Annotated in this window: 20 protein-coding genes; 7 read left to right on the top strand and 13 right to left on the bottom strand. The window is 51.1% G+C overall.

Annotated features, from left to right (window positions below):
* Window positions 1–386 precede the first annotated feature (386 nt).
* The 4 genes from JRI95_01955 to JRI95_01940 form a co-directional block, all read right to left on the bottom strand.
* Window positions 387–1,754, bottom strand: a complete 1,368-nt coding sequence (locus tag JRI95_01955) for an IS4 family transposase (GenBank protein MBW2060306.1) — start codon at window positions 1,752–1,754, stop codon at window positions 387–389.
* Between the two features lie 315 nt (window positions 1,755–2,069).
* Window positions 2,070–3,488, bottom strand: a complete 1,419-nt coding sequence (locus JRI95_01950; protein MBW2060305.1) for an amidase — start codon at window positions 3,486–3,488, stop codon at window positions 2,070–2,072.
* A 205-nt stretch (window positions 3,489–3,693) separates the two neighbouring features.
* Window positions 3,694–4,323: a molybdenum cofactor cytidylyltransferase gene (mocA, locus tag JRI95_01945; protein ID MBW2060304.1), complete on the bottom strand. Its 630-nt coding sequence runs from the start codon at window positions 4,321–4,323 to the stop codon at window positions 3,694–3,696.
* A gap of 14 nt (window positions 4,324–4,337) precedes the next feature.
* Window positions 4,338–5,423, bottom strand: coding sequence for an XdhC family protein (locus JRI95_01940; protein ID MBW2060303.1), 1,086 nt, complete (start codon window positions 5,421–5,423; stop codon window positions 4,338–4,340).
* Window positions 5,424–5,834: 411 nt separating this feature from the next.
* On the opposite strand from JRI95_01940, the gene JRI95_01935 reads away from it, so the two are divergent.
* The 6 genes from JRI95_01935 (at window position 5,835) to JRI95_01910 (ending at window position 10,888) form a co-directional block, all read left to right on the top strand.
* A complete protein-coding gene (locus tag JRI95_01935; protein ID MBW2060302.1) occupies window positions 5,835–6,854 on the top strand; it encodes a molybdopterin-binding protein in 1,020 nt (339 codons plus the stop codon).
* Window positions 6,855–6,869: 15 nt separating this feature from the next.
* A complete protein-coding gene (locus tag JRI95_01930; protein MBW2060301.1) occupies window positions 6,870–7,688 on the top strand; it encodes an EF2563 family selenium-dependent molybdenum hydroxylase system protein in 819 nt (272 codons plus the stop codon).
* Entirely contained in the window at window positions 7,689–8,477 is a 789-nt protein-coding gene (yqeC, locus tag JRI95_01925) for a putative selenium-dependent hydroxylase accessory protein YqeC (GenBank protein ID MBW2060300.1), read from the top strand.
* Window positions 8,478–8,736: 259 nt separating this feature from the next.
* Window positions 8,737–9,375, top strand: a complete 639-nt coding sequence (locus JRI95_01920) for a corrinoid protein (GenBank protein MBW2060299.1) — start codon at window positions 8,737–8,739, stop codon at window positions 9,373–9,375.
* A 151-nt stretch (window positions 9,376–9,526) separates the two neighbouring features.
* On the top strand, window positions 9,527–9,676 hold the full coding sequence (locus tag JRI95_01915; protein MBW2060298.1) for a hypothetical protein: 150 nt from the start codon (window positions 9,527–9,529) through the stop codon (window positions 9,674–9,676).
* Window positions 9,677–9,793: 117 nt separating this feature from the next.
* Complete coding sequence (locus JRI95_01910) at window positions 9,794–10,888, top strand: hypothetical protein (GenBank protein ID MBW2060297.1); 1,095 nt, start codon at window positions 9,794–9,796, stop codon at window positions 10,886–10,888.
* A gap of 15 nt (window positions 10,889–10,903) precedes the next feature.
* Here the strand turns inward: JRI95_01910 and JRI95_01905 are convergent, their stop codons facing one another.
* The 4 genes from JRI95_01905 to JRI95_01890 form a co-directional block, all read right to left on the bottom strand.
* On the bottom strand, window positions 10,904–11,437 hold the full coding sequence (locus JRI95_01905; GenBank protein ID MBW2060296.1) for a YIP1 family protein: 534 nt from the start codon (window positions 11,435–11,437) through the stop codon (window positions 10,904–10,906).
* A gap of 126 nt (window positions 11,438–11,563) precedes the next feature.
* Entirely contained in the window at window positions 11,564–13,129 is a 1,566-nt protein-coding gene (locus JRI95_01900; protein ID MBW2060295.1) for a M48 family metalloprotease, read from the bottom strand.
* A gap of 161 nt (window positions 13,130–13,290) precedes the next feature.
* A complete protein-coding gene (locus JRI95_01895) occupies window positions 13,291–14,649 on the bottom strand; it encodes a hypothetical protein (protein ID MBW2060294.1) in 1,359 nt (452 codons plus the stop codon).
* On the bottom strand, window positions 14,649–15,614 hold the full coding sequence (locus tag JRI95_01890) for an alpha-hydroxy-acid oxidizing protein (GenBank protein MBW2060293.1): 966 nt from the start codon (window positions 15,612–15,614) through the stop codon (window positions 14,649–14,651). The genes JRI95_01895 and JRI95_01890 overlap by 1 nt, the downstream gene beginning before the upstream one ends.
* Before the next feature lie 403 nt (window positions 15,615–16,017).
* Between JRI95_01890 and JRI95_01885 the strand changes: the two genes are divergently transcribed.
* Window positions 16,018–17,568, top strand: coding sequence for a long-chain-fatty-acid--CoA ligase (locus JRI95_01885; protein ID MBW2060292.1), 1,551 nt, complete (start codon window positions 16,018–16,020; stop codon window positions 17,566–17,568).
* 39 nt (window positions 17,569–17,607) lie between these two features.
* On the opposite strand, the gene JRI95_01880 is transcribed toward JRI95_01885, so the two are convergent.
* From JRI95_01880 to JRI95_01860, 5 genes are all read right to left on the bottom strand, one after another.
* On the bottom strand, window positions 17,608–18,597 hold the full coding sequence (locus JRI95_01880; protein ID MBW2060291.1) for an ATP-binding cassette domain-containing protein: 990 nt from the start codon (window positions 18,595–18,597) through the stop codon (window positions 17,608–17,610).
* Window positions 18,598–18,611: 14 nt separating this feature from the next.
* Window positions 18,612–19,583 (bottom strand): ABC transporter ATP-binding protein, encoded by a 972-nt coding sequence (locus JRI95_01875; GenBank protein MBW2060290.1) that lies wholly within the window; start codon window positions 19,581–19,583, stop codon window positions 18,612–18,614.
* Entirely contained in the window at window positions 19,580–20,482 is a 903-nt protein-coding gene (locus tag JRI95_01870; GenBank protein MBW2060289.1) for an ABC transporter permease, read from the bottom strand. The genes JRI95_01875 and JRI95_01870 overlap by 4 nt, the downstream gene beginning before the upstream one ends.
* A 17-nt stretch (window positions 20,483–20,499) precedes the next feature.
* Window positions 20,500–21,453 carry an ABC transporter permease gene (locus tag JRI95_01865; GenBank protein MBW2060288.1) on the bottom strand — a complete coding sequence of 318 codons (954 nt, stop codon included), beginning with the start codon at window positions 21,451–21,453 and terminating at the stop codon, window positions 20,500–20,502.
* 362 nt (window positions 21,454–21,815) lie between these two features.
* The coding region (locus JRI95_01860) for an ABC transporter substrate-binding protein (protein ID MBW2060287.1) at window positions 21,816–22,964 on the bottom strand (1,149 nt) is incomplete at its 5' end.

The raw sequence follows: 22,964 nt of genomic DNA, 5'->3' as shown, positions 1-22,964 counted from the left end.
AAATCAAGGGGCTAAGCGATTTCGCTTAACCCTTTGATGCTTTTTCTCAATACTTTTATCAATACATCACTTTTTAAACGCCTCCCTGACACCAGAAACCAACCCGGGCAGATAATTTCCAATTTTCTTCGCGCCAATTGCAGAATGATTCGGGCGGGAATAAATCCCGCTCCTAGGTTTGAATGGCGAAACTCGGGGATTGTTGGAGCGGGGTTTAGCCTTGCTCGAAAGGATGCTCAAATAAAACCCTCCTCCCCTTGCGCTCATCTTTACCCACAAGAGTTAAAAAATGGATGTAAGGGTAAGGGAGTAGGCAAATAGAAGCAATATCGGTGTTTGAATATAGAGGATTTACCAAGGAATTTAAATAGAAAATATTTTTGGCTTTAGCTTTGAGCTATTTTGTACCCTATCGTCATGATGGTCAGGTCCTTAAGGCCTAGCCATAAGGTTTTTACCCCTGGCATACCGTCTGACTTTCGGCCCAGATGGCCCCCTAGGCGGCCGATCCATAAAACGGTTTGCCTTAAACTTGGCGGAGATTGACCCTCTGCAGGCGTTTTTTTATGGATATAAGCCCACAAAGTTTTCCACTCATCTTCGCTGAGAATCACGGTGCCTGGTGCCTCGGGTTCCAGCCGGGCCAAGTCCCGGCATTGGAGGATACGTAAGGCGATGGGTGCAAGTAATGAGACGACTTTGGCCAGGCGTTCCGAGGTTTCAAATTGAACTTTCTCGATCCGACACCCTTGTTTAAGGGTCAAGAAAAGGTCTTCAATCTTCCAGCGCATAGTGTAAATATGCATGATTCGTCCAGCCCCATTGAGATCATGAACGGTCTCGTTGGACCACAACAGCCAGTGAAGAGGTGTGGTTTTGGTTGGCGGTATAATCTCCCGGACTTCAACCAGGGTCAGAGTGATGGGATAACGGTCGGGATGTTTGTGTTTTTTTGGAGTCAAAGTCACTCTTACGGCCCGAAGCTGAAGGGTGGCTTTTCGTTTTTTCTGGCCTGGTTTTCGGGGGACATCAATGGTGATTTCACCAAGAAGCGGAGCCTTACGGACCAAGTCGTGGGCGTAATCAGCGTGGCCATGGTCAGTGACCACCCGGCGGTTATGGGCGCTACGGATCACGGCCCCGTCTTGCAGCGTCTCAATGAGTTGGAAGACTTCGTGCACGTCACCTTCACGGTCAAAAACATGAATGATTTTAGGGCGCTTATCTTTAGACAGGTTGGTTTTCAAGGCCAAATTAGCAGCCGCCACACCTTTAAGCCATTTGCCGCTTTCTTTTTCATTGATGGATCGTTTGTACCTGTCTTTAGCTTTATGTTTGACTTCCGGTTCCCGGCACCAGTGCTGCTGATCAAGAAGGCCGAGAGCGAGGCCGTCTTCTCGAAGAGCCAAAACAGGGTGATAAAACATGCCCCTGGCGGAAGAGGAGTCGTTAATCGTTCCCAATCCCTTAGCCTGGCGTGCACTGCCAAAGCTCAGGGTGGTGGTATCCTGAACCGCAATAATAGTGTCTTGATTGGCGCAAGCATCGGCGGTCGCATCGCCAATGGGTGCCTGGAGGGATTCAGATGTGACTCGATCATTTTCAATAAATCGATAGGCACCTTTGGCTTGCGCCCAGTTCTCAGAAGCTTGGTTAATACTATCTTGAGGTTTGTTGGCCAAAGTCAATACAGTCCTAAGACACCTTCTTTCCAAACGAGCGTCGGGGAGGTCCAGGGTTTTGTATTGCCGCATGGCCCATTCTGCTATATCCTCTGTGGCATGACCCGGCTTAGCATTCAATCCATTACCACTATTAGGGTAAAAGGATTGCATTTTTTCGGTATGAACGAATCTGGCACTCACATAATATGGTATGCCATATTTACCTTGAAAAGTCTAGATTTTTTTTCATGGTAAATTATTATGTAATTTCAACGAGTTGTAAGAAAGAGTGACAAAGAAAAACTTGTGGGTAAAGATGAGCCCTTGCGGGAGAGGATTGAGGTGAGGGGTGAAAAAGGGATGCCTCCATCTACCTCTCTGGGTGACGAGGAGATAAACGTTGAATCACTCCACTATTGGCGGCCGCTGTTTCCAGAATTCGGTGGCCTGTTCAAAGGCATAGGCTAATTGCAGAACGCCGAAATCGTCCTGGTGGCGGCCGACGATCTGGACGCCCACGGGCAGACCCTCGGGCGTGAAGCCGCAGGGCATTGAAATAGCTGGATGCCCTGTCACGGTGATGTAGTAGCAGGACTTCATCCAGTCAATGTAGGTCTCCATCTTGACGCCGTTGATCTCGGTGATATAAGGCTGCTTCACGTCAAAGGGAGGCACCTGATTCACCGGGAGGATCATGAACTCATAGGTTTCCATGAACTCCCGCACGCGGTGATAGAGCCGGGTGCGCTGGACTTCGGCCCGCCCGATCTGGGGGCCGGTCAGCTTCATGCCTTGTTCGGTGTTCCAGATCAGTGTGTCCTTGATTTGATCCCGGCGCGTCTCCAGCAGGCGGGCCATGCCCAGTTCCACGACCCAGGCCCGCCAGACCTTGAAAGCCTCATCCGCGCCTGAGAAATCCGGCTCGGCATCCTCGATCTGGCAGCCCAGGGATTCAAAGACATTTCGCTGCCCGTCAATGACCGCAGTCACGCGCCCGTCCACGGGCAGTCCCCCCAGATCGCGGCTCCAGGCCAGGCGCGTCCCCTTGAAATTTCGTTTAAGGGAGCGGGCAAACAGGCTGCCCGGCTCAGTCAGGGCGATGGGTGAGCGCGGGTCAGGTCCAGCGATAGTGCTCAGCATGAGCGCGGTATCTTCGACCGTTCGGGCCATGGGGCCCTGCACCGAGAAGGTAGTCCAGCCGACCTGTCTGGGATACATGGGCACCCGGCCGGGAGAGGGGCGAAACCCGACGACGTTGCAGAAGTTGGCCGGATTGCGCAGGCTGCCGCCCATGTCACTGCCATCGGCCAGAGGCAGCATGCCGCAGGCCAGGGCCGCGGCCGCCCCGCCGCTGCTGCCGCCGCAGGTCTTGGTGGTGTTGTATGGGTTGAGGGTCTGCCCAAAGACTTCATTATAGGTTTGCGAACCGGCCCCGAACTCAGGCGTGTTGGTCTTGCCCATGGCTATGGTCCCGGCCTTTTTCAGCCGCTCTATGATCAGGTCGTCTTGAGTCGGGACAAAGTCCCTGTAAATCGGCGAGCCAAAGGTGGTGCGGATGCCTTTGGTGAGTACCAGATCTTTATGCGCCATGGGCAGACCGTGCAGCGGTCCGATTTCCTGGCCCCGGGTCAGGGCCTCGTCAGCCTTTTTGGCCTGGTCCATGGCCTGATCGGGCAGTAGCGTAACGATGGCGTTCACCTTGGGGTTAACCCGTTCGATCTGCGCCAGATGGGCCTCCATGACCTCCCGCGCCGACAGGGTTTTGGCGCGGATGCGGTCGCACAACTCCGTGGCAGTCATAAAGCAAATCTCCAAATTCGACATACCGCATTCCTTTCTGATTGCTGTCAGCTCTGATTGATCCTTGTCCAAGAGTAATTATAAAAACACTTTCTGTTTCACAACCCTGTGCCAGCGCTAAGAATACCTTCAGCAGGTAGAGGAATTAATGTCCCCGACGCCCTTTCAGTAATCACAATAAGTAATGTTGTGACTAAAGACATTCGTTATCAAAGTGCGGGAGAAAAACTTAACCGCACCGGTTCGGCGGAGTTGCGCCTTCCCTTTTTTTCAGTTCAGTGTAGTCATGCCAGGTATCCAGATCAAAATGAATACTGTCGTTTTCCACCTCAATTTCCTTGATCTGCTTTGCATATTCCTCAAAAAGCACTCTCGCCCCTGGATCCCCAATTAGTGTGTTTAGCCGAGGGAAGAGTGAGCGGGCGATAAGCACGGGGTTGCCTCGCCTGCCGCGCCAGGTGGGAATCACCAGCCAGGCTCTATCCTGGCGATAGCCTTCAATGAGCGCATCAATTACTTTCACCTCTATTAGTGGTTGATCTCCCAGAATGAACATCACGCCGGCGCTCTGGTCCGAGACCTCTGCCAGGCCCGCCTTAATTGATGTGCTCTGCCCCAGGTCATAATGTTCATTTACGACCACTTTCACACGGTGAAGATCAACGGTCTGCTGGATTTGCTGAGCAGCATGGCCAAGGACCACGATGATCTCCTGTAAGGAAGATTTAAAGGCATTTTCCACGATCCGGCCCAGGATGGTTTGGCCTCTGAAATGTAAAAGCTGCTTGACCTGGCCCATACGGGTGGACCGACCTGCGGCCAGGATTACTCCCGAGATCATATGATCTTTATGAATCATCGCCTTTCCGAGCCTCAGGTCTTCGATTTTACAACCAATGATGGCGTCATTTTCTCACCGACTCTTTTAGCCCTGGTTTTAATCAGTTCCGCCACGATACTGACAGCGATCTCTTCGGGTGTTTCGGCGTTGATTTCGATTCCGATGGGCGAACAGACCCGGTCGAGCTTTTCTCTGGGAATCCCTTCCTCCATAAGGGCCTGATATATCGTGTTCCGTTTTTTTAGGCTGCCAATCATGCCGATATAAGCCGGGTCTGTCTGAAGGACTGATTTCAGAACGATTCTGTCAGACGTATGCCCTCTGGTGAGGATGGTGATGTAGGAGTCTGGAGTGACCTGAAAAGGCTCAAAGGCCCGGGGAAACGGAAGGACGTGAATTTCATCGGCCTGGGGAAATCTTTCCTCGTTGGCGTATTCGGCACGATCGTCAATCACGACCACCTGAAAGCCGACCATTTTTGCCAGGCGGGCGACGAAAGCGGAGACATGGCCGGCGCCAAACAGCAGAAGCACGGGATCGAGTTCGATGGATTCCACAAAAACTTGAAATTCAAGTTCCGGAAATTCAATTAGGGATGGTTTGTCAGCCAGGCTGAGCCTTTCCAGGCTCCCCATTAATTCAGGGATCTCACCTTGTGTGGAACCGTCTATTTTGATGAGCATTCTGTTTCCAGTATCCAGAGCAGAGGCTCCCTCAGAAACCAAGGTTAAAAAGGTTCCTCCCAGACCGGTTTCAATCAGTTCTGTTACTGTTCGGAATAAATCAATCGTGTCTTTATTCTCAGGAAATATTGGATCAAGGTAGACATCCAGAACGCCTCCGCACAGCATGTCCGCCCTGGATAAGTCCTCGCCGGTAAGCTCAAAGTGATGGATATGAGATTTTTTCTCCCGGAAAACGTCTTTTGCCTGCTCAAGAACTACATGCTCCACGAAACCGCCGCCAATCGTTCCGACCAAGGTTCCATCCTCTGTGATGATGCACTTTGAACCGATAGCACGCGGCGTCGAACCTTTGCGGGCCACGATTCGAGCCAGAACGACTCGTTTGCCGCGACTTAAAAATTTATCTACCTGTAAAAATATATTATTAGTCATAGTTTTTACCTTGGTGCCCGGAATTCCAACTAAATGTTTCTGCTTTTCCCCTTCATTTATTTTAGCACGGATAACAGCCTGAAGGCAAAGTTGAGACAAGAACCACGACGTTGAGGCTTAATAGCATGCTCTCTTTTCGATTAAAAAAGTCCTGGCCTCAACCTCGGTCGGCCCGTTTATCCGCCCTGTAAGGGAATTTGCCTTTGGTTCTTTAAAGACAATAAAGAATGATCAAAAAAAAATATTACAATTATTGCTGTCACTCTGTCCAATACAATCACAAATTGACTTCTAATTTGTGTTTTACTTTTGGCGCTTACTCTCTATAATCCTCGAAGAATTTTTGATATGTCCAGGGCTGGAGTGAAGTGACGTCATATCACGGTTTTGAAGAGGTTTAAGAGTTAATAGATGAAAAAGATAAAGGTTGAAAATGCGGTCGGAACAGTTTTAGCTCACGATATAACCCGGATTATTCCTGGAAAATTCAAAGGAGTAGGTTTCAAGAAAGGGCATATTGTTACGGGGGATGACGTGCCCGAGCTGCTCAAGCTCGGAAAGAAATACCTCTACGTGCTTGATCTCCCAGAAGGTCAGCTGCATGAAGACGAAGCGGCTCTCCGTATTGCCCGCGCCATCTCCGGCCATAACTTAAGATGGACCGAACCGGTGGAAGGCAAATCGAATATCGTCAGCCTCAAAGACGGCTTGCTGAAAGTGAATGTGGCGGGGCTTCTCAGGATAAACAAGCTGGGTAATATTATCGTTTCGACCCTCAAGACGAACTATCCTGGCAGAAAGGATCAGACGGTTGCCGCTACGCGGATCATTCCCCTGACCATCTCGCGTAAGAAAATCGAGAAGGTTGAGAATCTGGCCGAGCGGTACAAGCCCATCCTTGAGATGCTCCCGTACCGGAAAATGCGCGTTGGCGGCGTGGTTACCGGTTCAGAGATTTACCAGGGTCTGATCAAGGATGAATTCGACCGGTATGTGGCCAGGAAAGTCATTGATTACGGCTGTCAATTCATGAAAAAGATTATTGTTCCTGATGATGCCAGGGCTATCTCACAGGCCATCCTGGAATTGAAAGAACTTGGCTGTGAGCTGATCCTGGCTACAGGAGGGCTCTCTGTTGACCCGGATGATGTGACGCGAAGGGGTGTCAGGGAGGCTGGAGCGAAGATCATCTGCTACGGCAGTCCCATCCTGCCTGGAGCCATGTTTCTCTATGCCATTCTTGGCGAGATACCGATTCTGGGTTTACCAGCTTGCGTCTATTACTACGAAACAACGGTTTATGATCTTATCCTGCCGCGGGTTTTGGCCGGGAGGCAGATCACCAGGCATGAGATCGCCGAGATGGGCCACGGTGGTTTGTGCTTGAATTGCCAGGACTGTCGTTATCCGGTCTGTCCTTTTGGAAAATGATGTTAAGAGGGGAATATGAAGCCTGGAAAAGCTTTAAATGAGTTGATTGTCGGCCTGAAGGGCGCGGGCGAGATGGCAAGCGCGGTCGCCTGGCGGCTCTACCAGGCAAGAATACGTCAACTCTTCATGATGGAGATCCCCCGGCCCCTGGCTGTGAGAAGGGAGGTCTCCTTTTGTGAAGCTCTTCATGAAGGGCTGAAGACGGTTGAGGGGGTGGAGGCGGTTAGAGCCGCGGGCGTAAAAGAAATCGCCCGCGCCTGGGAACAGACGCAGATTCCGGTTATTGTTGATCCCCGCTGGGAGACCATTGATGAAATGGGTCCTGACGTGGTGGTTGATGCTATCCTGGCCAAACGAAATCTTGGAACCACTATGAGGGAAGCCTCTTTGGTGATAGGTCTGGGACCGGGTTTTACTGCGGGACAGGATGTGCATATGGTTATTGAAACCAACCGGGGTCACAATCTCGGCCGAGTTATTCTTTCCGGCCAGGCAGAATCCAATACAGGGGTGCCCGGAGAGATCCTGGGGTCTTCAGCAGAGAGGGTTTTGAGAGCCCCTTCAAATGGCCTCTTCAGGTCGTTCCCTCAAATCGGTGATCAGGTCGAGCCCGATGAGATCGTCGGTGACGTGAACGGAAATGAAGTCAGAGCCAGGATCGGCGGCGTGATTCGAGGATTGATTGCCTCCGGGGTGCAGGTCAACAGAGGCCTTAAAATCGGGGATATTGACCCCAGGGGGGATGTGAGTTACTGCGGCACTATTTCAGATAAGGCGCGGGCCATTGGCGGGGGCGTGCTGGAGGCCATCCTCAGGGTGTTCAACGAGTCGTAAATGGCGTCCCTTCGCGAAAAGCTGCTGCTTAAGGGTGGCGGAGTGATAAGTCTGGTCGGCGCCGGTGGCAAGACGACGCTTATGTTCCGCCTCGCCAGAGAGCTCGCGGACGCGGGCGAGACCGTTCTCACCACTACCACCACCAAGATTTATAAGCCATCCAAGGAGCAATCCCCCTGCATAATAATTTCGGCCGATCTCGAAGAGGTTGTAAAGCAGGCCAAAAAATTCAAGCTGGAGTGTGCTCATATCACGGCCGCCTGTGGGTATCTCGCCTCCCAGGGGAAGCTGACCGGGTTCAAGCCTTACGTTATCAACCAGCTTTGGGAAACCGGTCTGTTTAGGTGGATTCTGGTGGAGGCCGATGGGGCCGCCCGCAAACCTCTTAAAGCGCCCGCATCGCACGAGCCGGTGATTCCAACCTGCTCCGGATGGGTGGTAGCAATGATCGGCCTGGACGCTGTGGGTAAACCCCTGGAGGATCAATGGGTCTTCAGGTCGCGGCTTTATTCACAAATTACCGGTCTGCCGCCGGGAAAGCCGGTCACAGAAGATTCTGTGGCCAGGATTATCCTGCACCATCAGGGGCTCATGAAAGGCAGCCCCTCCCGGGCCAGACGCTTTGTTTTTCTCAACAAGGCAGAGGATGAAGGTGCACACAAAGCCGCACAAAAAATAGGGTCCATCCTTTTGATAAAAGGTCATGACAAACTGGAAAAGATTGTCATTGGAGCGCTTGAGCTTGAGCCGCCGCTAGTTGAATGGTATGAACCAGATGAACGTCTGTAAGATATCCGATGTAAAGGGAATCTGAAAGATATGCCTTGCCTTAAGGTCTGCTTTCTTGCGTGACCATTTCCCTTTCCCTCATTTTCTTAAATCTAATCTGAATCCCCCGCCTGGTCTGGCTCAGCCTGACCGATGTCCTTTCATGGTCAATACTTGCTTGGATTATAGATTTAGTGGAATTCGCTATAAGGTTGTGTTAAATTCACTTGCTATATTCAGCGGGTAAATGAAAAATCATTCCTGACGGGAGGGAGTATTAATGGTCCTGAACACAATCTACAAAGCAGTTCTTGAGGGGGATGCCCCAGGTGCTGAAGATGGAGTGAAGCAGGCTCTGGAGGCTGAGATAATTCCTGAAGTCATTCTGAAAGAAGGCCTTATCGCAGCAATGGATGAAGTTGGAAAACGCTTTGAGGCCGGAGATTTTTTCGTTCCTGAAATGCTGATATCAGCCCGGGCAATGAAAACCGGAATCGGGATCTTGAGACCGCTGTTAGCCGAAACCGGCATAGAACCCACCGGTAAAGTGGTATTGGGTACGCTAAAAGGTGATCTTCACGACATCGGAAAAAATTTAGTGGGGCTGATGCTGGAAGGAGCCGGCTTTGAGATTGTTGACCTGGGAACGGATGTTTCAGTGGAAGATTTCTTGGAGGCGGTCAGGCGGGAAGAGCCCCAGATCCTGGGGATGTCGGCCTTGTTGACCACCACCATGCCTTCTGCCGCGGAAGTTATACAGGCGCTGAACGATGCGGGTTTGCATGAGCATGTCAAGGTGGTGTTTGGTGGAGCTCCGGTAACGGCAGCTTATACGGAGCAGATCGGTGCTGATGGCTATGCCCCTGACGCTGCAAGCGCCGTTAAGAAGGTTAAAGAGCTAATTGGCTTAGCAAATTAGAGCCGATTGGAAGCATGTATCTTTATCAACCTATGTCCCTCCGCCTCCCACCGGCGATTTTCCCTTAGATATAGCCGCGGCCAATCTTTCAGAAAAGACGGTCATTGGCGGTATTGACCCAACCACCTTTATCAGCCAGGATACGGATTTTGTGAAGGCTGAAATATCGGGCCTGATCAAACGTATCAAACCGTTCAGGGGCGTTTTGTTAGGAAGCGCAGATGTCACGCCGCGCGGCGCTCAGGTTGAAAATTTTCGTTTGATCCGCCATCTGGTGGACACGCTGGGCACATATAGCTGACGGGACGCACGCTTATTCGTCATTCATACCCGATACAAGACACCGCATCAACCAAGCCTTTTTAGGTGTCTCCTTTTTCTAGAGCAAGACCGGCCAATCAGGAGGCTTTAAGTATCAATGAGCATTAACCTCAAATTCACTGTAGAGGACTGGGAGCGCATTGAACGCGATTGGACGGTATGGTGGGCGGGCGAACTTAACCGACCGATGATCATGATGGAAACGTTCAATCCCCTGATTTTTGGCTCCAGGAAGATATATACGAGAGAATGGATGCTGGAGCTGCCCGTTAATGAGGTGCTTGATATTTTTCAAGAGCAAATGGAGAAGGCTTATTATTACGGGGACGCCTGGCCCAAATTTTTTTACAATCACGGCCCGGGCATTGCCGCCGGTTTCCTGGGCGCGAATGTTCACAGCATGCCAGATCAGCATACTATCTGGTTTGATGCTCCACAGCAGGTGCCTATAGAAAAGTTACATCTGGCTTATGATGCCGACAACATCTGGTGGCAGCGAGTCTTGAGTCTAACCCGCGGCGCGGTGGAACGATGGGGCGATAAAGTCGCCGTGGCCCACACGGACATAGGAGGCAATCTCGATATTCTGGCCTCCTTTCGCACAACCAACCAGCTTTTATATGATTTGTACGATGCGCCGGACGAGGTGATGCGACTGTCAAAAGAGATCACCACGGCCTGGATACGTTACTATAATGAACTCAATGCCATCATTGAAAAGGGCGGCCGAGGGACCTGCAATTGGGCTGCTGTCTGGTCACCCAAGCGGACCTGCATGCACCAGAGTGATTTTTGCTATATGATCTCACCCGAGATGTTCGAAAGTTTTGTGCTCCCTGATCTGAACGCCTGTTTTGAAATCATGGATCATGCCTTTTATCACCTTGATGGCAAGGGACAGATTCCTCACCTGGATATGTTACTCGCCATGGAAAACCTGGCCGGGATTCAGTGGATACCAGGAGCCGGGCAGCCGGAAGTCGAGAAGTGGCTCGACCTGCTCAAGCGCATCATAGACGGCGGCAAGCGCTGCCAGGTTTATGTCACCGCTGAAGGGGCGCGTAAAATAGTCCAGGAGTTAGGCGGGAAAGGTTTTGCCTTGTATGTCATAAATCGAATGAAGCCTGACGAGGCCGAAGATTTCCTTAAAACTTTAGCCGCTGAAGACATAAGCCGGCCAAACCGATCCTAGACTCAACGCAAAGCCTCAGGCTGGTCCTCCGAACCCTCCAAAAATAGAGAGTAATATCCAGAGAATTATGCCTTGAATAATCCAGCCGATAATGCAAACCCCTACGGCGCGCCGGGTGCTCTTGTAATCTAGTGCCTGTCTCACTGCGATAACCATTGCGATCAGCATCCAGATGGAGGTGATGAAAAAAATGATCGCGTTGAGACCTGGGATGATGCCAAATATTCGGAGCAACCCAGGGGAGCTCGAAAAGCCGATCGTTCGCAGCAGTTCACCGGGATTTGCCTCGGTCTGGGGTTCAGGAAGAAGTTTCGTGCCAATAAAATATGTTATGTAGGCCCAGATAAACCACCCAATCAGGGCCCCGATGGTCCCTCCAATGATGCCTTTGAACCCTGCTGTTTCAATGCTTCCAATACCGGCTGCTATGCTGGCCAGAACAACGACACCCACGGCCTGTCGCAGCGCACCCCTGTCAGCCTCAACCTCTTCATACAGGTTAACGTCTAATCTGGCGGCCCGAATCATACGATTTGTAAAACTAGCCATTGAATCCTCCTAAGCATTTTATTAGATTTATTTGGCCATTATAGTTAATAGCAGGCTAACTCGGCTTTCCGCAAGAGCAGTTTTCTTTCGTAAGTAAAATTCCGTTTCCTTTTGAATCTCTAAACATCACTCTGCCACCTGGGCGCGGACCACCCTGACCCAGACGTCACGTAAGGCGGCAGTGTCTTTGATTGGCCCCACTCCCAGTGAAACTTGTACGACCCGGCCCGGTGCGATGATCCCTTGAATTGTTCTCGTACTCACACGCAGCTGGCCGCGGCTGTCGCGGTATCGGATCGTAAGTTGTATGTTCCTGACCGGCACTGGGGTTGGATTGGAGATTTGAGCAATTAGGTAACGCCTGCTGCTTAAGCCGGTCCGCACCTTGAGGTAAAGGCTGGGATTTTCTGGAAGGTCCAGCCGGATGAGTGAGCGCAGCGCCTGCCTGCCTGGTTCGGATTTAGATCCGGCCACGGTCTTGAAATACTGCTTCGCCTTTTGCCGATCCCCGTCAGCCAGGTAGAGATTGCCCAGGGCGTTATAAGCTGTGGCTGTGGGCAGCAGGCGCTTACTGCTTTCCAGGTCGCGGCGTGCTCCCGGACGATCACCCAGCCTGGTCTTTGTTAAACCTCGCTGGAGGAAAAAGTAGAAGAATTGATTGTTTAAGTTCAAGGCCTGGTTATAGTTTTTCAAGGCATCCTGATATCGGCCTTGTTTGAAACGCACATCCCCGCGCAAGGCATAAAAAGTCGCCTCTCTGGGTTCAATCTTGATGGCCTTTTGTATCAGGGTCAGGGCTGGCCCTATTTTTCCTTTGCTCAGCGTCTGCCGTCCCTTGTCGTGAGCCTGGTAAGCCTCCCTGGTCTTGTGCAGGTGAGCGATCTTGCGTTGGTAGATTTCGGCGCCTAATTTTCCCCTGGAAGGCAGGCTGAGGGCGGTGGCGCGGTTGGCCTCGACGCGTTCCTTGGAGGGGGGATGGCTGGCGAACAGGCCTGCGAGCCAGTTAGGGTCTCGACTTTTTGATAAACGAACGAATAGTTCCTGCAAGTCAACTGCCGCTTGCGGATTATATCCCGCTCGAGACATGTATAACATGCCGTAGTAATCGGCCTCGCGTTCCGCGCTCCGGCTGTACTTCTGCTGGATCAGACCCGCGGCAATCTGAGCGCCGCCAATCACGAAATTCACGTACTCGCTGTCTCGAACCGCAATACCGGCCGTCAGGATAGCGCCTTGCATGAGCATACCGCGCTCTATGCTTTTGGCGCCGTGTCGAGCCGCGGCATGAACGATCTCATGTCCCAAAACGGCCGCCAGTTCGGCCTCGTTTTTAAGTTCCAGCAACAACCCGCGGTTAATAGCGACCTTACCTCCGGGTAAGGCCCAGGCATTGGGCACGGAGTTGTTCAAGACCACGAAATCATAAGGCAGTTTCGGACGGTCGCTTACGGCGGCCAGCCGCAGTCCCACATTTTTTACATACTCATTCAACCCTGGATCAACGACATAGTCCCCTCCCTGCATCTGTCGGCTCGGTCCGTAATGCTCCTCACCGAGTCGAATTTCCTGTGATTCTGAGACCAGGGCCAGTTCCTGCCTGCCGGTCACCGGATTGACCGCACATCCAGGGACCGTGGCGATGGTCAGCAGGAGCAGTAGAATGAGCAGGTTCCGTATTACGATCTGCTTCATTGCCCGCAGGCGCTGGTTGTCAAGTTCGTACCGACACGGGGTCAAGCCTGTTCGCCATCCTTTCTTGTTTGAAATGGCCCGGTTCATCCTTTTTTAGAATAGATCCTCCGCCTGTTTAACAGGAGAAAAATTAGAGTGAATCGTATATCCCTTAAATAATTCTATTTAATAATTTCAACCAGTGAGCTTATATATCCGGGACCGCCCAGGCCGGTGTCCTCCACTTCAACATAATAGGCAAGGCTTTCGCCTGGTTTCAACTCTAATTGGGCATAATAAATTTCATTTTCAGCCTTCATGGGGGAAGAAAACCAGGTAGTCAGGCGCCAGTCTGTTGTCTGATTATAGGCATAAAAGAGCTTAACTCCTTGAATCGAAGTTTCAGACTTGATCTCGGCTTTTACGTTCAATCTGGAAGAGGTGGTTTCAGCATCCACTTCCACTGTTGGAATTTTTCGTTTGTAAAAAGTATGGGCCAGCCACGTTCTCCACGCGGCCAGATGTTTTTCCGATACCCAGGTATGGGGAAGGTTGTCCACAGCCAGAAAGGCCTTATCGCCTTGAAGTTGATTGATCATTTCGTTAGGCGTACCCAGGCCGTAAAATTCGTCATTGGTTCCTAGAGCCAGCATATAAGAGGCTTTGATTTTGTCCCGCCAGAGATAAGGGTCGAAATACAGCAGCAATAGAAATCCCAGAGGTGTGTTCATTGCGCGGAGTAATACTGACGCAGGCTGGTATCCGGGCCCTTCCCTTTCTTCAAAGGGTCCGCCTATATCCGGACCAAGCTGAGCAAACTTCATGGCGATCATGTACAGGTGATTCCCGCCTGGATAACAGGTGGGCATAACCCCGGCCACTCGCTCCGGGTCCACTCCCGTGGCAACACAGACCGCATTGCCTCTCTTGGAACAGCCAAAAAGAACCGCCCGCTTGGCCTGTATGTCTGGAAGGGAATGCAGAAGGGTGATGGCCCGAAGATAGGACTTGGCTATGGCGTGGTAGCCATACCAGGTAATGTCGCCGGTCTCAACGACCTTGCCCATGGCGTAGCCCATAAGGTCTGATTCGTGCATGCCATTGATTTCTTCCGGGGGAGTTGGGAAGATCATAATAGGTGTCTCGAGGTCCAGAGCAGTGCCTTCGGCATATTCCGCCTCAGTTCCCAGACCTGTATCCTGGATAAACGCCCTTTCAGAATCCTCGTCCCAGAAAGAGCAGGCAGTTCCGATGATACCCACGTTTCCTTTATTCTTGTAATCATCCGGTACATAAATATGGGCGGTATGATTCCAGACAAACCCATGCCAGTTCTGGCTGGTGAAGGTCAGGTGGATAAGGCGCACCTTTTTTCCGGGCCGGGCCGTGCTTTCAATAATTTCATCTTTTATAATGTTAGTTTCCAGAGTATTTTCGTCAAGAATTTCTTTCATGTCATAAAGTTCAGCCGGTCCGAGAGGCAGGGTTGCCCACGGAACAGACTTCTTGCTTTTATCGCTGCTGCTTAAATTTGAAATCATCATTCTCCTCCATCAGATATCAAGGTTTCACGGCTGACGCTGCCCGGGTCTTTAGCGCCGACCATGCTCATAATCCGTTTCAGTTCAGCCGTAATCTCCTCGACGAGACTTTGGACGCCCGCCTGGCCGTCAGCGGCCAGAGCATAAAGGATCGGTCTGCCCAGGCCCACCAGGGAGGCTCCAAAGGCCAATGCCTTCAGGACATCGCTGCCGCGCCGAAATCCGCCGTCCACCATGACCACCGTGTTTCCTTGCGCAACCTCCATGATTTCATCCATGACCTGGAACGGGTGAGGGAGGTAGTCAAGGGTATGGGCCCCATGGTTGGAGACCACGATTCCGTCTGCGCCGGCTTCAATGGCCTTGGAGGCGTCGGCACGGCTCAGCACGCCCTTGAATACAAGGATTCCGGAAACAGCTCTTCTGATCTCTTTCAGTTCAGTCAGAGATAGCGGCGCGCAGTCAGAGACAATGGCCCTGTCCTTGATCTTGGTTCCATAACCAACGTCAATTTCGATACCGGCCCAGGTGACGCCTGCATCCTGGACACGTTCCAGCTCCTGAAAAACCCTTTTTCGATCCTTGAAAGGTTTAACCGTGGAGGCGAAGGGAACGCCGGTCGCGGCGAGCTCCTTCAGGTTTCCGGGGACAGGGGTGCCGGTCCACATCAGGGAACCGGCTTCCTTGAGGCCCAGGGCCACCTTCATGAGACCGTCAGCAGCAATGGCCGGGATGGGCATGGTTATGGCCGACATGATCACCGGCGTGGCCAGTTCCACTCCCAGAACCTGACACCTTGTGGAAGCTTCAAAGGCGTCAATTACCATCTGCCTGAAGGTGTAACGATCCATGACCCGTCGGTTATTGGTTAGAACAAATCCTGTCTCCACCCCTTCAAGCAAAAGGCCGTAGTCCTGCTCATTAATAATACTTGCGCCTTTCTCGTAGATTTCACTCAGATTCATGATTCGCCTCACTTCTGATCGTTGAAATTATGTAGCTCTGACCGCCAAAATACAGGCACAGAATCTTTGTTTCTGATTATTACCATATTTTATCAATAAGGGTAACCGCCTCCTGGTAAAACCCTAGTTGAAACAAGACAATGCTCTTAAAATCCAGTATTAAAGTCAACTTTCTTCAAATCGAGAGGTAAATTTAATTGACAATGGTCAGGTAGCCCACTATTTATTTAGACAGCGCCTTATCAGAGTATTAAGAGTCTTATTGATCATGTCTATTATGTATCTCATGAATGAGTAAAAGATTCAACGAAAACGCAAGAAGCAACAGGGTCTTTAATGCTAAACCCGGCCTGTGAAAACAAAAAGAAAATATCATTGAGAAAATAAAAACGGAGGTTAGATCATGGAAATGACGCTCAGTTCCATTCTGAGTACGAATGCCAGCAAGTTTGCTCATAATGAGGCAATTATTTTCGAGGACGCGCGAGCTACCTTTTCTCAGCTTAATGATCGCGCAAACCAGAGAGCCAACGCCCTGCTGGCCCTGGGGGTAAAGAGGGGCGATCATGTCGCAATCCTTGCCACCAACTGCATGGAGCTTGTAGAGTCCATTTATGCCGTCTGGCGGATGGGGGCCGTCCTTGTCCCATTGAACATTCGATTATCGCCAGCAGAACTCATCTATATTATTGATCATTCCGACGCCTCCACCATTCTGTTTCTGAATAGATTCGAGGATGTCATCAACCAGATAAAACCTCAAATCAAAAAGGTCAAGAGGCTCATTTCTTTTGGGAGGAATCCCTCCCAGGGTTTCATGGACTTAGAGGCCAAATTACCGGGACAATCCACCAAGGAGCCGCCAGGAGAAGTCAAAGAAGATGAGATAGCCACCATTTTGTATACCGCCGGGACCACGGGCAAGCCAAAAGGAGTGGTGGCCACGCATAAGAACTGGGTCTGGATGAACATAAACGCCGCCGCCGGGAGGAAAGATGAGCCTGATATGAAGTCGCTGACGGTCTATCCGCTCTTTCACGCCGGTTCTATTGCCAACCTTACCGGTAACATCTTTAATGGAACTGCCCTCATTATTCTCAAGGAGTTCGACCCGCAAAAGATGCTTGAATTCATCCATAAGGAGAAGGTCAACCGACTTGGGAATCCCCCCACCGTTTACAATATGATTCTTCAGCAACCAGATATTGATCGCTATGACGTGAGCTCGGTGAGATATCTTATGTCCGGTTCCGAGGTGATGCCCGATGAGACGAGAAACAAACTGAAAAAGGTTTTCTCAAAGGCAGGTATTATTGAAAATTACGGCATGACCGAGACTTGCGGCGGTACGACATCCCGCTCGGAAGAGTACACCGCATCAAAGCCTTACTCCGTCGGTCTGCCGCCGGTTTCCATCCAGGTGCGCGTTGTGGACGAGCAAGGCGGCGATGTCGCCCCGGGGGAGGTTGGAGAGATCATTGTGCGCGGCCCTAACGTCATGCAGGAATATTACAAGGATCCTCTAAAAACGGCTGAAGCGCTTCGAGGCGGCTGGCTTTACACTGAGGACCTCGGCCGATTTGACGAGGACGGGTTTCTGTATATTGTTGAAAGAAAGAAAAACATGATCATCAGCGGCGGGGAAAACATTTATCCCAAGGAAGTTGAGGATATTCTCTATCGCCATCCCAAGATTGTGGAGGTCGCGGTTTATGGTGCGCCGGATAAGGTTTGGGGCGAGAAGGTTTGTGCGGCCGTGGTATTAAAAAATGAGGAGCAGATGACGGCGGAGGAGGTTATCGAGTTTTCAAAGAAGAATCTGGCAAGTTTTAAAAAACCAAAATATATAGAATTTGTGGACGCTTTGCCTAAAAGTCCCATTGGCAAGGTGTTAAGGACTGAATTGAGGAAAAGGCTCATTGACAGGGAAAGCCGGAAAGAGGCAGGCGAGTAATTTGGGAAGAGATATTAATACCGTGTATTCAAAACAGCCTTAAAAAAGGCAGGCTACCATATGCCCGGGCGATACTTCTTTTAACTCTGGCGTTATCCGGTGGCATTCCTCTTTGGCCACCGAGCACCTGGAAGCGAGCCGGCATCCAGGAGGTGGATCAATAGGCGAACTGATTTCCCCGATCAATCTTACGCTCGCATCCTTTCTCTCCAGCCCTGGCATGGAGGCTAAGAGGGCTCGAGTGTAAGGATGAGTCGGGTTATTGAAGAGTTCCTCGGTGGGCGCGGTTTCCATAATGCAACCCATATAGATCACCGCGACCTCATGAGAAATGTGCCGCACCACGTTGAGATCGTGGGCAACGAAGAGGTAGGCCAGGCCAAGGTCTTCCTGCAGTTTTTTAAGGAGATTGAGTATTTGGGCCTGGACCGACACATCCAGGGCTGAGACCGGCTCATCGCAGACGACCATCTGAGGATTGACCGCCAGGGCGCGCGCCATGGCAATTCTCTGCCTCTGCCCCCCACTAAACTCATGAGGGTATCTATAAAGCTGGCCTGTGTCCAGGCCAACCTGATTCAGAATCTCGATAATCTTATCCAGACGAGCCGCGCTATTAAGATCCGTATGCAGCTTTAAGGGACGCTCGACGATGGTCTTGAGCATCTGGCGCGGATCAAGAGAGCTGTATGGGTCCTGGAAGACCATCTGGACGTGTTGGCGAAAATTTTTTAAGGCTCGGGCTTTCAGGTGGGCCACGGACTGTCCTTCAAAGAGGATATCGCCTGAGGTTGGTTTGTGAAGCTGGACTATGGTGAAGGCGATGGTGGATTTACCAGAACCGCTTTCACCGACCAGGCCGAGTGTTTTGCCCGGATAGATTTTCAGGGTCGCTTCATCTACGGCTTTGAGTGCGACCTTTTTGCCTCTGGATCTTACGGTGAAGTATTTACAAAGGTTTCTGGTTTCAAGAATCGGGGTGTTCTGGTCGAAACCGGTTTTCGTATCAGTGGTCATGACTTCAGCCATTATCCTCAGTCTTACTAATCAAACAGGTGACACGCGATTGAGTGCCCCGGGGCGACATCTTTGAGTTCCGGGATTTTGCCTTTACATATTTCTTCAGCATAACTACACCGGGGGTGAAAGGCGCACCCGGATGGCACCTGAAGCATATCAGGCACGATTCCGGGAATCTGTTTCAGGTAGTCTCTTTTCTCCCCAATAGCGGGCTGCGACTCCTTCAGCCCAATGGTGTAAGGATGACGCGGGTTTTTAAAAACCTCTTCGGTCGGCCCCCTCTCGACCTGCCGCCCGGCGTACATAATGCAAATTTTGTCACAGGCATCGGCGACCACATACAGATCGTGGGAGATCAACATCAAAGACATGCCGCGCGTTTTTATCGTCTCAGCCAGCAGGTCTAAGATCTGGGCCTGAATAGTCACATCCAGTGCGGTGGTGGGTTCATCGGCGATCAAGAGGGTTGGATCACAGGAAAGGGCCATGGCCATCATGACCCGCTGCCGCATGCCGCCTGAAAGCTCGTGCGGATACTGTTTCAGGCGTTCCTTGGGCGAGGGGATGCCGACTTTTCCCAGGAGTCCGATCGCCTTGTCCAAGGCCTCTGCTTTTGTTATCTTTAAATGCGTCGTCATGACGACAGTCATCTGCTGGCCGATATTGAAGACCGGGTTAAGGCTCGTCATGGGCTCCTGGAAGATCATGGACGTCTTGGTCCCTCGAACGTCCCGCATCTGTCCTTTTGAGAGCGAAAAGACATCAATACCGTCCAGATACACCTCGCCCGTGGTTTTGGCCGGGGGGGTGGGGTTGAGGCGGATGATGGCCTTGGCCATGACACTCTTTCCGCAGCCGGATTCGCCCACAACGCCAATGGTTTCTCCGGCCTTGAGATTTAAGTCTACCCCTCTAATGGCCTGTAAGATACCGGCTCTGAGATAAAAGGAGACACACAGATCCTTTACAACGAGAAATTCCTGATTTTCACTCATTTTTCCGACAATCTCGGGTCCAAAACGTCTCGAAGCCCATCTCCAAGAAGATTCACGCCCAGAACAGTTACAAAGATGGCCAGCCCTGGATAGACGGCCACCATGGGCGCTGTTTCCATGAGGTCCCGGGCTTCATTGAGCATCAGCCCCCAGCTGGGTTCCGGGGGTGGAGGCCCCAGGCCCAGGTAAGTTAAGCCGGCAAAGATCAGCAGGGTCCCGCCGAGCCTGACGGTGGCCATAACGATTAATGGTGAAGAGACATTGGGGATGACCTGTCTGAAGAGTATGCGGAGGTCATTCTCACCAATCAGTTTGGCGGCCTTGACGTAATCCCTTTCTCGTTCCGCAAGGACCAGGCCGCGGGTGAATCGAACCAGACTTGGCGTTCCCCCCAGGATCAAAGCCAGGATGACCTGCCACAGGCCCGGCCCGAGTATGGCTAAAATGGCCATGAATATAATCAAACCGGGAAAGGAGAGCGCGGCATCGGTAAAACGCATCATAATGTTGTCAACCTTACCGCCGAAATAGCCTGGGATCCCTCCTATAATGACTCCCACGAACATACCCAGGGGTACAACGATGAAGGCCACCAGCATGGCGTTTTGGGCGCCATACACCAGTCTGGAGTAAATGTCCCGCCCAAGGTTATCAGTACCCAGCCAGTGCGCACGGCTTGACGAGGCGTTGATGCTAAGGTAGTCTCCATGGAGGGGATCGTGCGTAGCCAGCCACGGGGCAATCAAGGCAATAACCATCACAATGGTGAAAATAATTAACCCGACCAGGGCGAGGCGGGACTCGGACAGGAGGCCGAGGGATGACCAGAAACGCCGAAAAAGTCGGGCGACGTCCCCCTTCAAGCCGGTTTCCATAAATATTGTTCTATCTTGATCCATATCTTTTATTCGCCTCTTTATTCAAGCACAATACGGGGGTCCAGCCATTTGTAGCCGATATCCACCAATAGATTTATAAAGATGAATGAAAAGGCCAGCACCAGTATCCCGCCCTGAACCACTGGAAAATCTTTGGTCATAATGCCGTCATAGATCGTGAGACCGATCCCGGGCCAGGCAAACACAGACTCGATAACCACCGTACCCCCCAGGAGCGCGGCAAAACGAATCGAAACAATGGTCAAAGTGGGTATCATGGCGTTTTTAAGTGTATAACGCGCAATGATCTGTCTCTCAGGCAGGCCTTGAGAGCGGTGAGTCTGGACATAATCCTTGTTCAGCTCATCCAGCATGGTTGAACGCGTCATCCTGGTCTGAACAGCCACCATCTCCAGCCCGAGAGTAAAAGCCGGAAGGGTCAGATGGTGCAGAAAGTCAGTAAAATTTTCAGTGGGAGGCGTATAGCCCACCACCGGGAACCACCCTAACATAAGGCCGAAATAGAGCATCAACATCAAGGCGGCCCAGAACCCGGGCACGGATAACCCGATTAATGCAGTGACTTGCGCTGTATAATCCACCCAGGACTTGCGGTTTACCGCGGCAAAGATACCGAGGGGAAAAGAGATGATCAATGCAATCGCCATGGCGGCAATAGTAAGGTAAACCGTACGCGGAAGGGCGTCGCCTACTATCTCCGAGACCGGCCTGGCATGCAGGATCGAACTTCCGAGATCACCCTGTAGCACCTTCCCCATCCACCGAAGGTATTGAACGTATATCGGCTTATCAAAACCGTACTGCTTGATTATGATTTCCCGCATCTCCTCATCCTGCATCCCCTCTTCCAGCAACGCGTCAACAGGGTCGCCCGGAACCAATTGAAGGATGGAAAATACAGCGACAGTGACCAGAAAGATAGTGGGTACAACGAATAGAAGCCTTCGTATCAGGAATTGAGTAAAACTCATTTCCACGTCACCTCAAAGCCATATGTGTAGTAAATCACCACTAAACACCATAAACAAAGAAGGGTTTTAATTAAGGTGATCTATGTAAGCTGGTTTCCAGGGGGGAGCGCTAGGCATAAGAACTGGAAATGGATGATGCATACCAATTTTTATAAAATTCCTTTTGCTAGACGCACCTGATAACCGTGGTTCTGCTATGACTGCAAAAAATTACCTATCTTTTAAGACCCTATTAACCATATTGGATGCTTCTTTATTACATAACTCTTTTTAAGTCAACCCATTTTTTAAATACCAATAAACTTTATCCTCGGGTCAGGCCGGCCTGACCCATTTTAAAACCAAAAAACCGCTGGTTATGGTTATCTTTCGATCCAGGCTTCTCTAAAGGCCTGCTCCGGGAAATAATAATTCTGAGGCTTAAAGTTTTTTACCTTTTCGCTCCAACCCGCGACCGACACCGAATTTCCATAAGGAATGATATAGGCCTTTTCATTGCACCTCAAGACGACCTTCTTGAACTTGGCCTTTCGTTTCTGGAAGTCTACTTCACCAGCCATATCATCTAAGAGTTGATCCATGACCTTATCCTTCCCCCCAAGTAAGGCATAGCCGTCATACGGTTTTTCCGGGCGGGTATGGAGGTAGTAGTGGTAGAAGTTCATGGGGTCCTCACCCATCAGGCCATAGACCATGATATGGTAGGTTCGCGCCCTGATATGACTCCAATACTGCAACCCCACCTCCGGAACAATCTTCATGCGGAATCCGGCCGGCTTGGCCATCTGCTGAACAATCTGGGCCATGAGGTCCTGTTTACCCCAGGTTGGTGTAATGTGAAATACCACATCCAGGCCATTGGGATATCCTGCTTCAGCAAGCAGCTTTTTCGCCTTTTCAATGTCCGGTGGTTTTGGTTTGATATCCTCAAATCCCCATGGTGAAACGGCGGGCTCAAAACCCTGAATCGTGGGAACCATCAGTTTATCGTACAGTACTTTGGTTAACACTTTGCGGTCAATGCAAAGGTCCAAGGCCTTCCGGACTCTGACATCCCTAAACGGAGAATCTCCCAATTTATCATGACTATTAGCAAATAAGGCATGCGTTGACTCGGTTTGCCGGGCCCAAATGAAAATCTTATCTTTTTCGATATAAACCGGCGGGGGCTGCTCAGGATCGTCAAGTTTTCCTAAATGACCCTTAAGATGCTCGCTGGCGTAATTTGATTCTACACCGAAAATGTAATCCAGATTGCCAGCGCGAAGAGCCATGGTTCGAGGTTGAGTTTTCGAAATGCATTTGAAGATTACCCGATCCAGGTAAGGCAACCCGGAAATATGGTAGTCCTTATGCCGCGCAAAGACCGCCTGAAGCTTCTGCTGGTACTCGACCACCTCGAAGGGGCCGGTTCCCGGAGGAGCAACCCTTGTGGGCTTGAAGGTCGGGGATTCACCCCAGATAACTCCTTTGGGTATCGAGTCTTTCGGAAGGATGCAGGTGTTGCACCA

This window comes from Deltaproteobacteria bacterium (assembly GCA_019308995.1).
Lineage (GTDB): Bacteria > Desulfobacterota > Desulfarculia > Adiutricales > JAFDHD01 > JAFDHD01.
Note: the sequence above shows the minus strand (reverse complement) of the source record. Positions and strands in the feature narration are given on the sequence as shown.

Coding starts and splice junctions, on each gene's coding strand:
- JRI95_01930 (MBW2060301.1), top strand. CDS start 6,870: ATGAAGCCTGGAAAAGCTTTAAATGAGTTGATTGTCGGCCTGAAGGGC.
- JRI95_01885 (MBW2060292.1), top strand. CDS start 16,018: ATGGAAATGACGCTCAGTTCCATTCTGAGTACGAATGCCAGCAAGTTT.
- JRI95_01870 (MBW2060289.1), bottom strand. CDS start 20,482: ATGGATCAAGATAGAACAATATTTATGGAAACCGGCTTGAAGGGGGAC.
- JRI95_01905 (MBW2060296.1), bottom strand. CDS start 11,437: ATGGCTAGTTTTACAAATCGTATGATTCGGGCCGCCAGATTAGACGTT.
- JRI95_01920 (MBW2060299.1), top strand. CDS start 8,737: ATGGTCCTGAACACAATCTACAAAGCAGTTCTTGAGGGGGATGCCCCA.
- JRI95_01900 (MBW2060295.1), bottom strand. CDS start 13,129: ATGAAGCAGATCGTAATACGGAACCTGCTCATTCTACTGCTCCTGCTG.
- JRI95_01955 (MBW2060306.1), bottom strand. CDS start 1,754: ATGCGGCAATACAAAACCCTGGACCTCCCCGACGCTCGTTTGGAAAGA.
- JRI95_01890 (MBW2060293.1), bottom strand. CDS start 15,614: ATGAATCTGAGTGAAATCTACGAGAAAGGCGCAAGTATTATTAATGAG.
- JRI95_01895 (MBW2060294.1), bottom strand. CDS start 14,649: ATGATTTCAAATTTAAGCAGCAGCGATAAAAGCAAGAAGTCTGTTCCG.
- JRI95_01875 (MBW2060290.1), bottom strand. CDS start 19,583: ATGAGTGAAAATCAGGAATTTCTCGTTGTAAAGGATCTGTGTGTCTCC.
- JRI95_01910 (MBW2060297.1), top strand. CDS start 9,794: ATGAGCATTAACCTCAAATTCACTGTAGAGGACTGGGAGCGCATTGAA.
- JRI95_01940 (MBW2060303.1), bottom strand. CDS start 5,423: ATGACTAATAATATATTTTTACAGGTAGATAAATTTTTAAGTCGCGGC.
- mocA (MBW2060304.1), bottom strand. CDS start 4,323: ATGATTCATAAAGATCATATGATCTCGGGAGTAATCCTGGCCGCAGGT.
- JRI95_01865 (MBW2060288.1), bottom strand. CDS start 21,453: ATGAGTTTTACTCAATTCCTGATACGAAGGCTTCTATTCGTTGTACCC.
- JRI95_01935 (MBW2060302.1), top strand. CDS start 5,835: ATGAAAAAGATAAAGGTTGAAAATGCGGTCGGAACAGTTTTAGCTCAC.
- JRI95_01950 (MBW2060305.1), bottom strand. CDS start 3,488: ATGTCGAATTTGGAGATTTGCTTTATGACTGCCACGGAGTTGTGCGAC.
- JRI95_01880 (MBW2060291.1), bottom strand. CDS start 18,597: ATGGCTGAAGTCATGACCACTGATACGAAAACCGGTTTCGACCAGAAC.
- yqeC (MBW2060300.1), top strand. CDS start 7,689: ATGGCGTCCCTTCGCGAAAAGCTGCTGCTTAAGGGTGGCGGAGTGATA.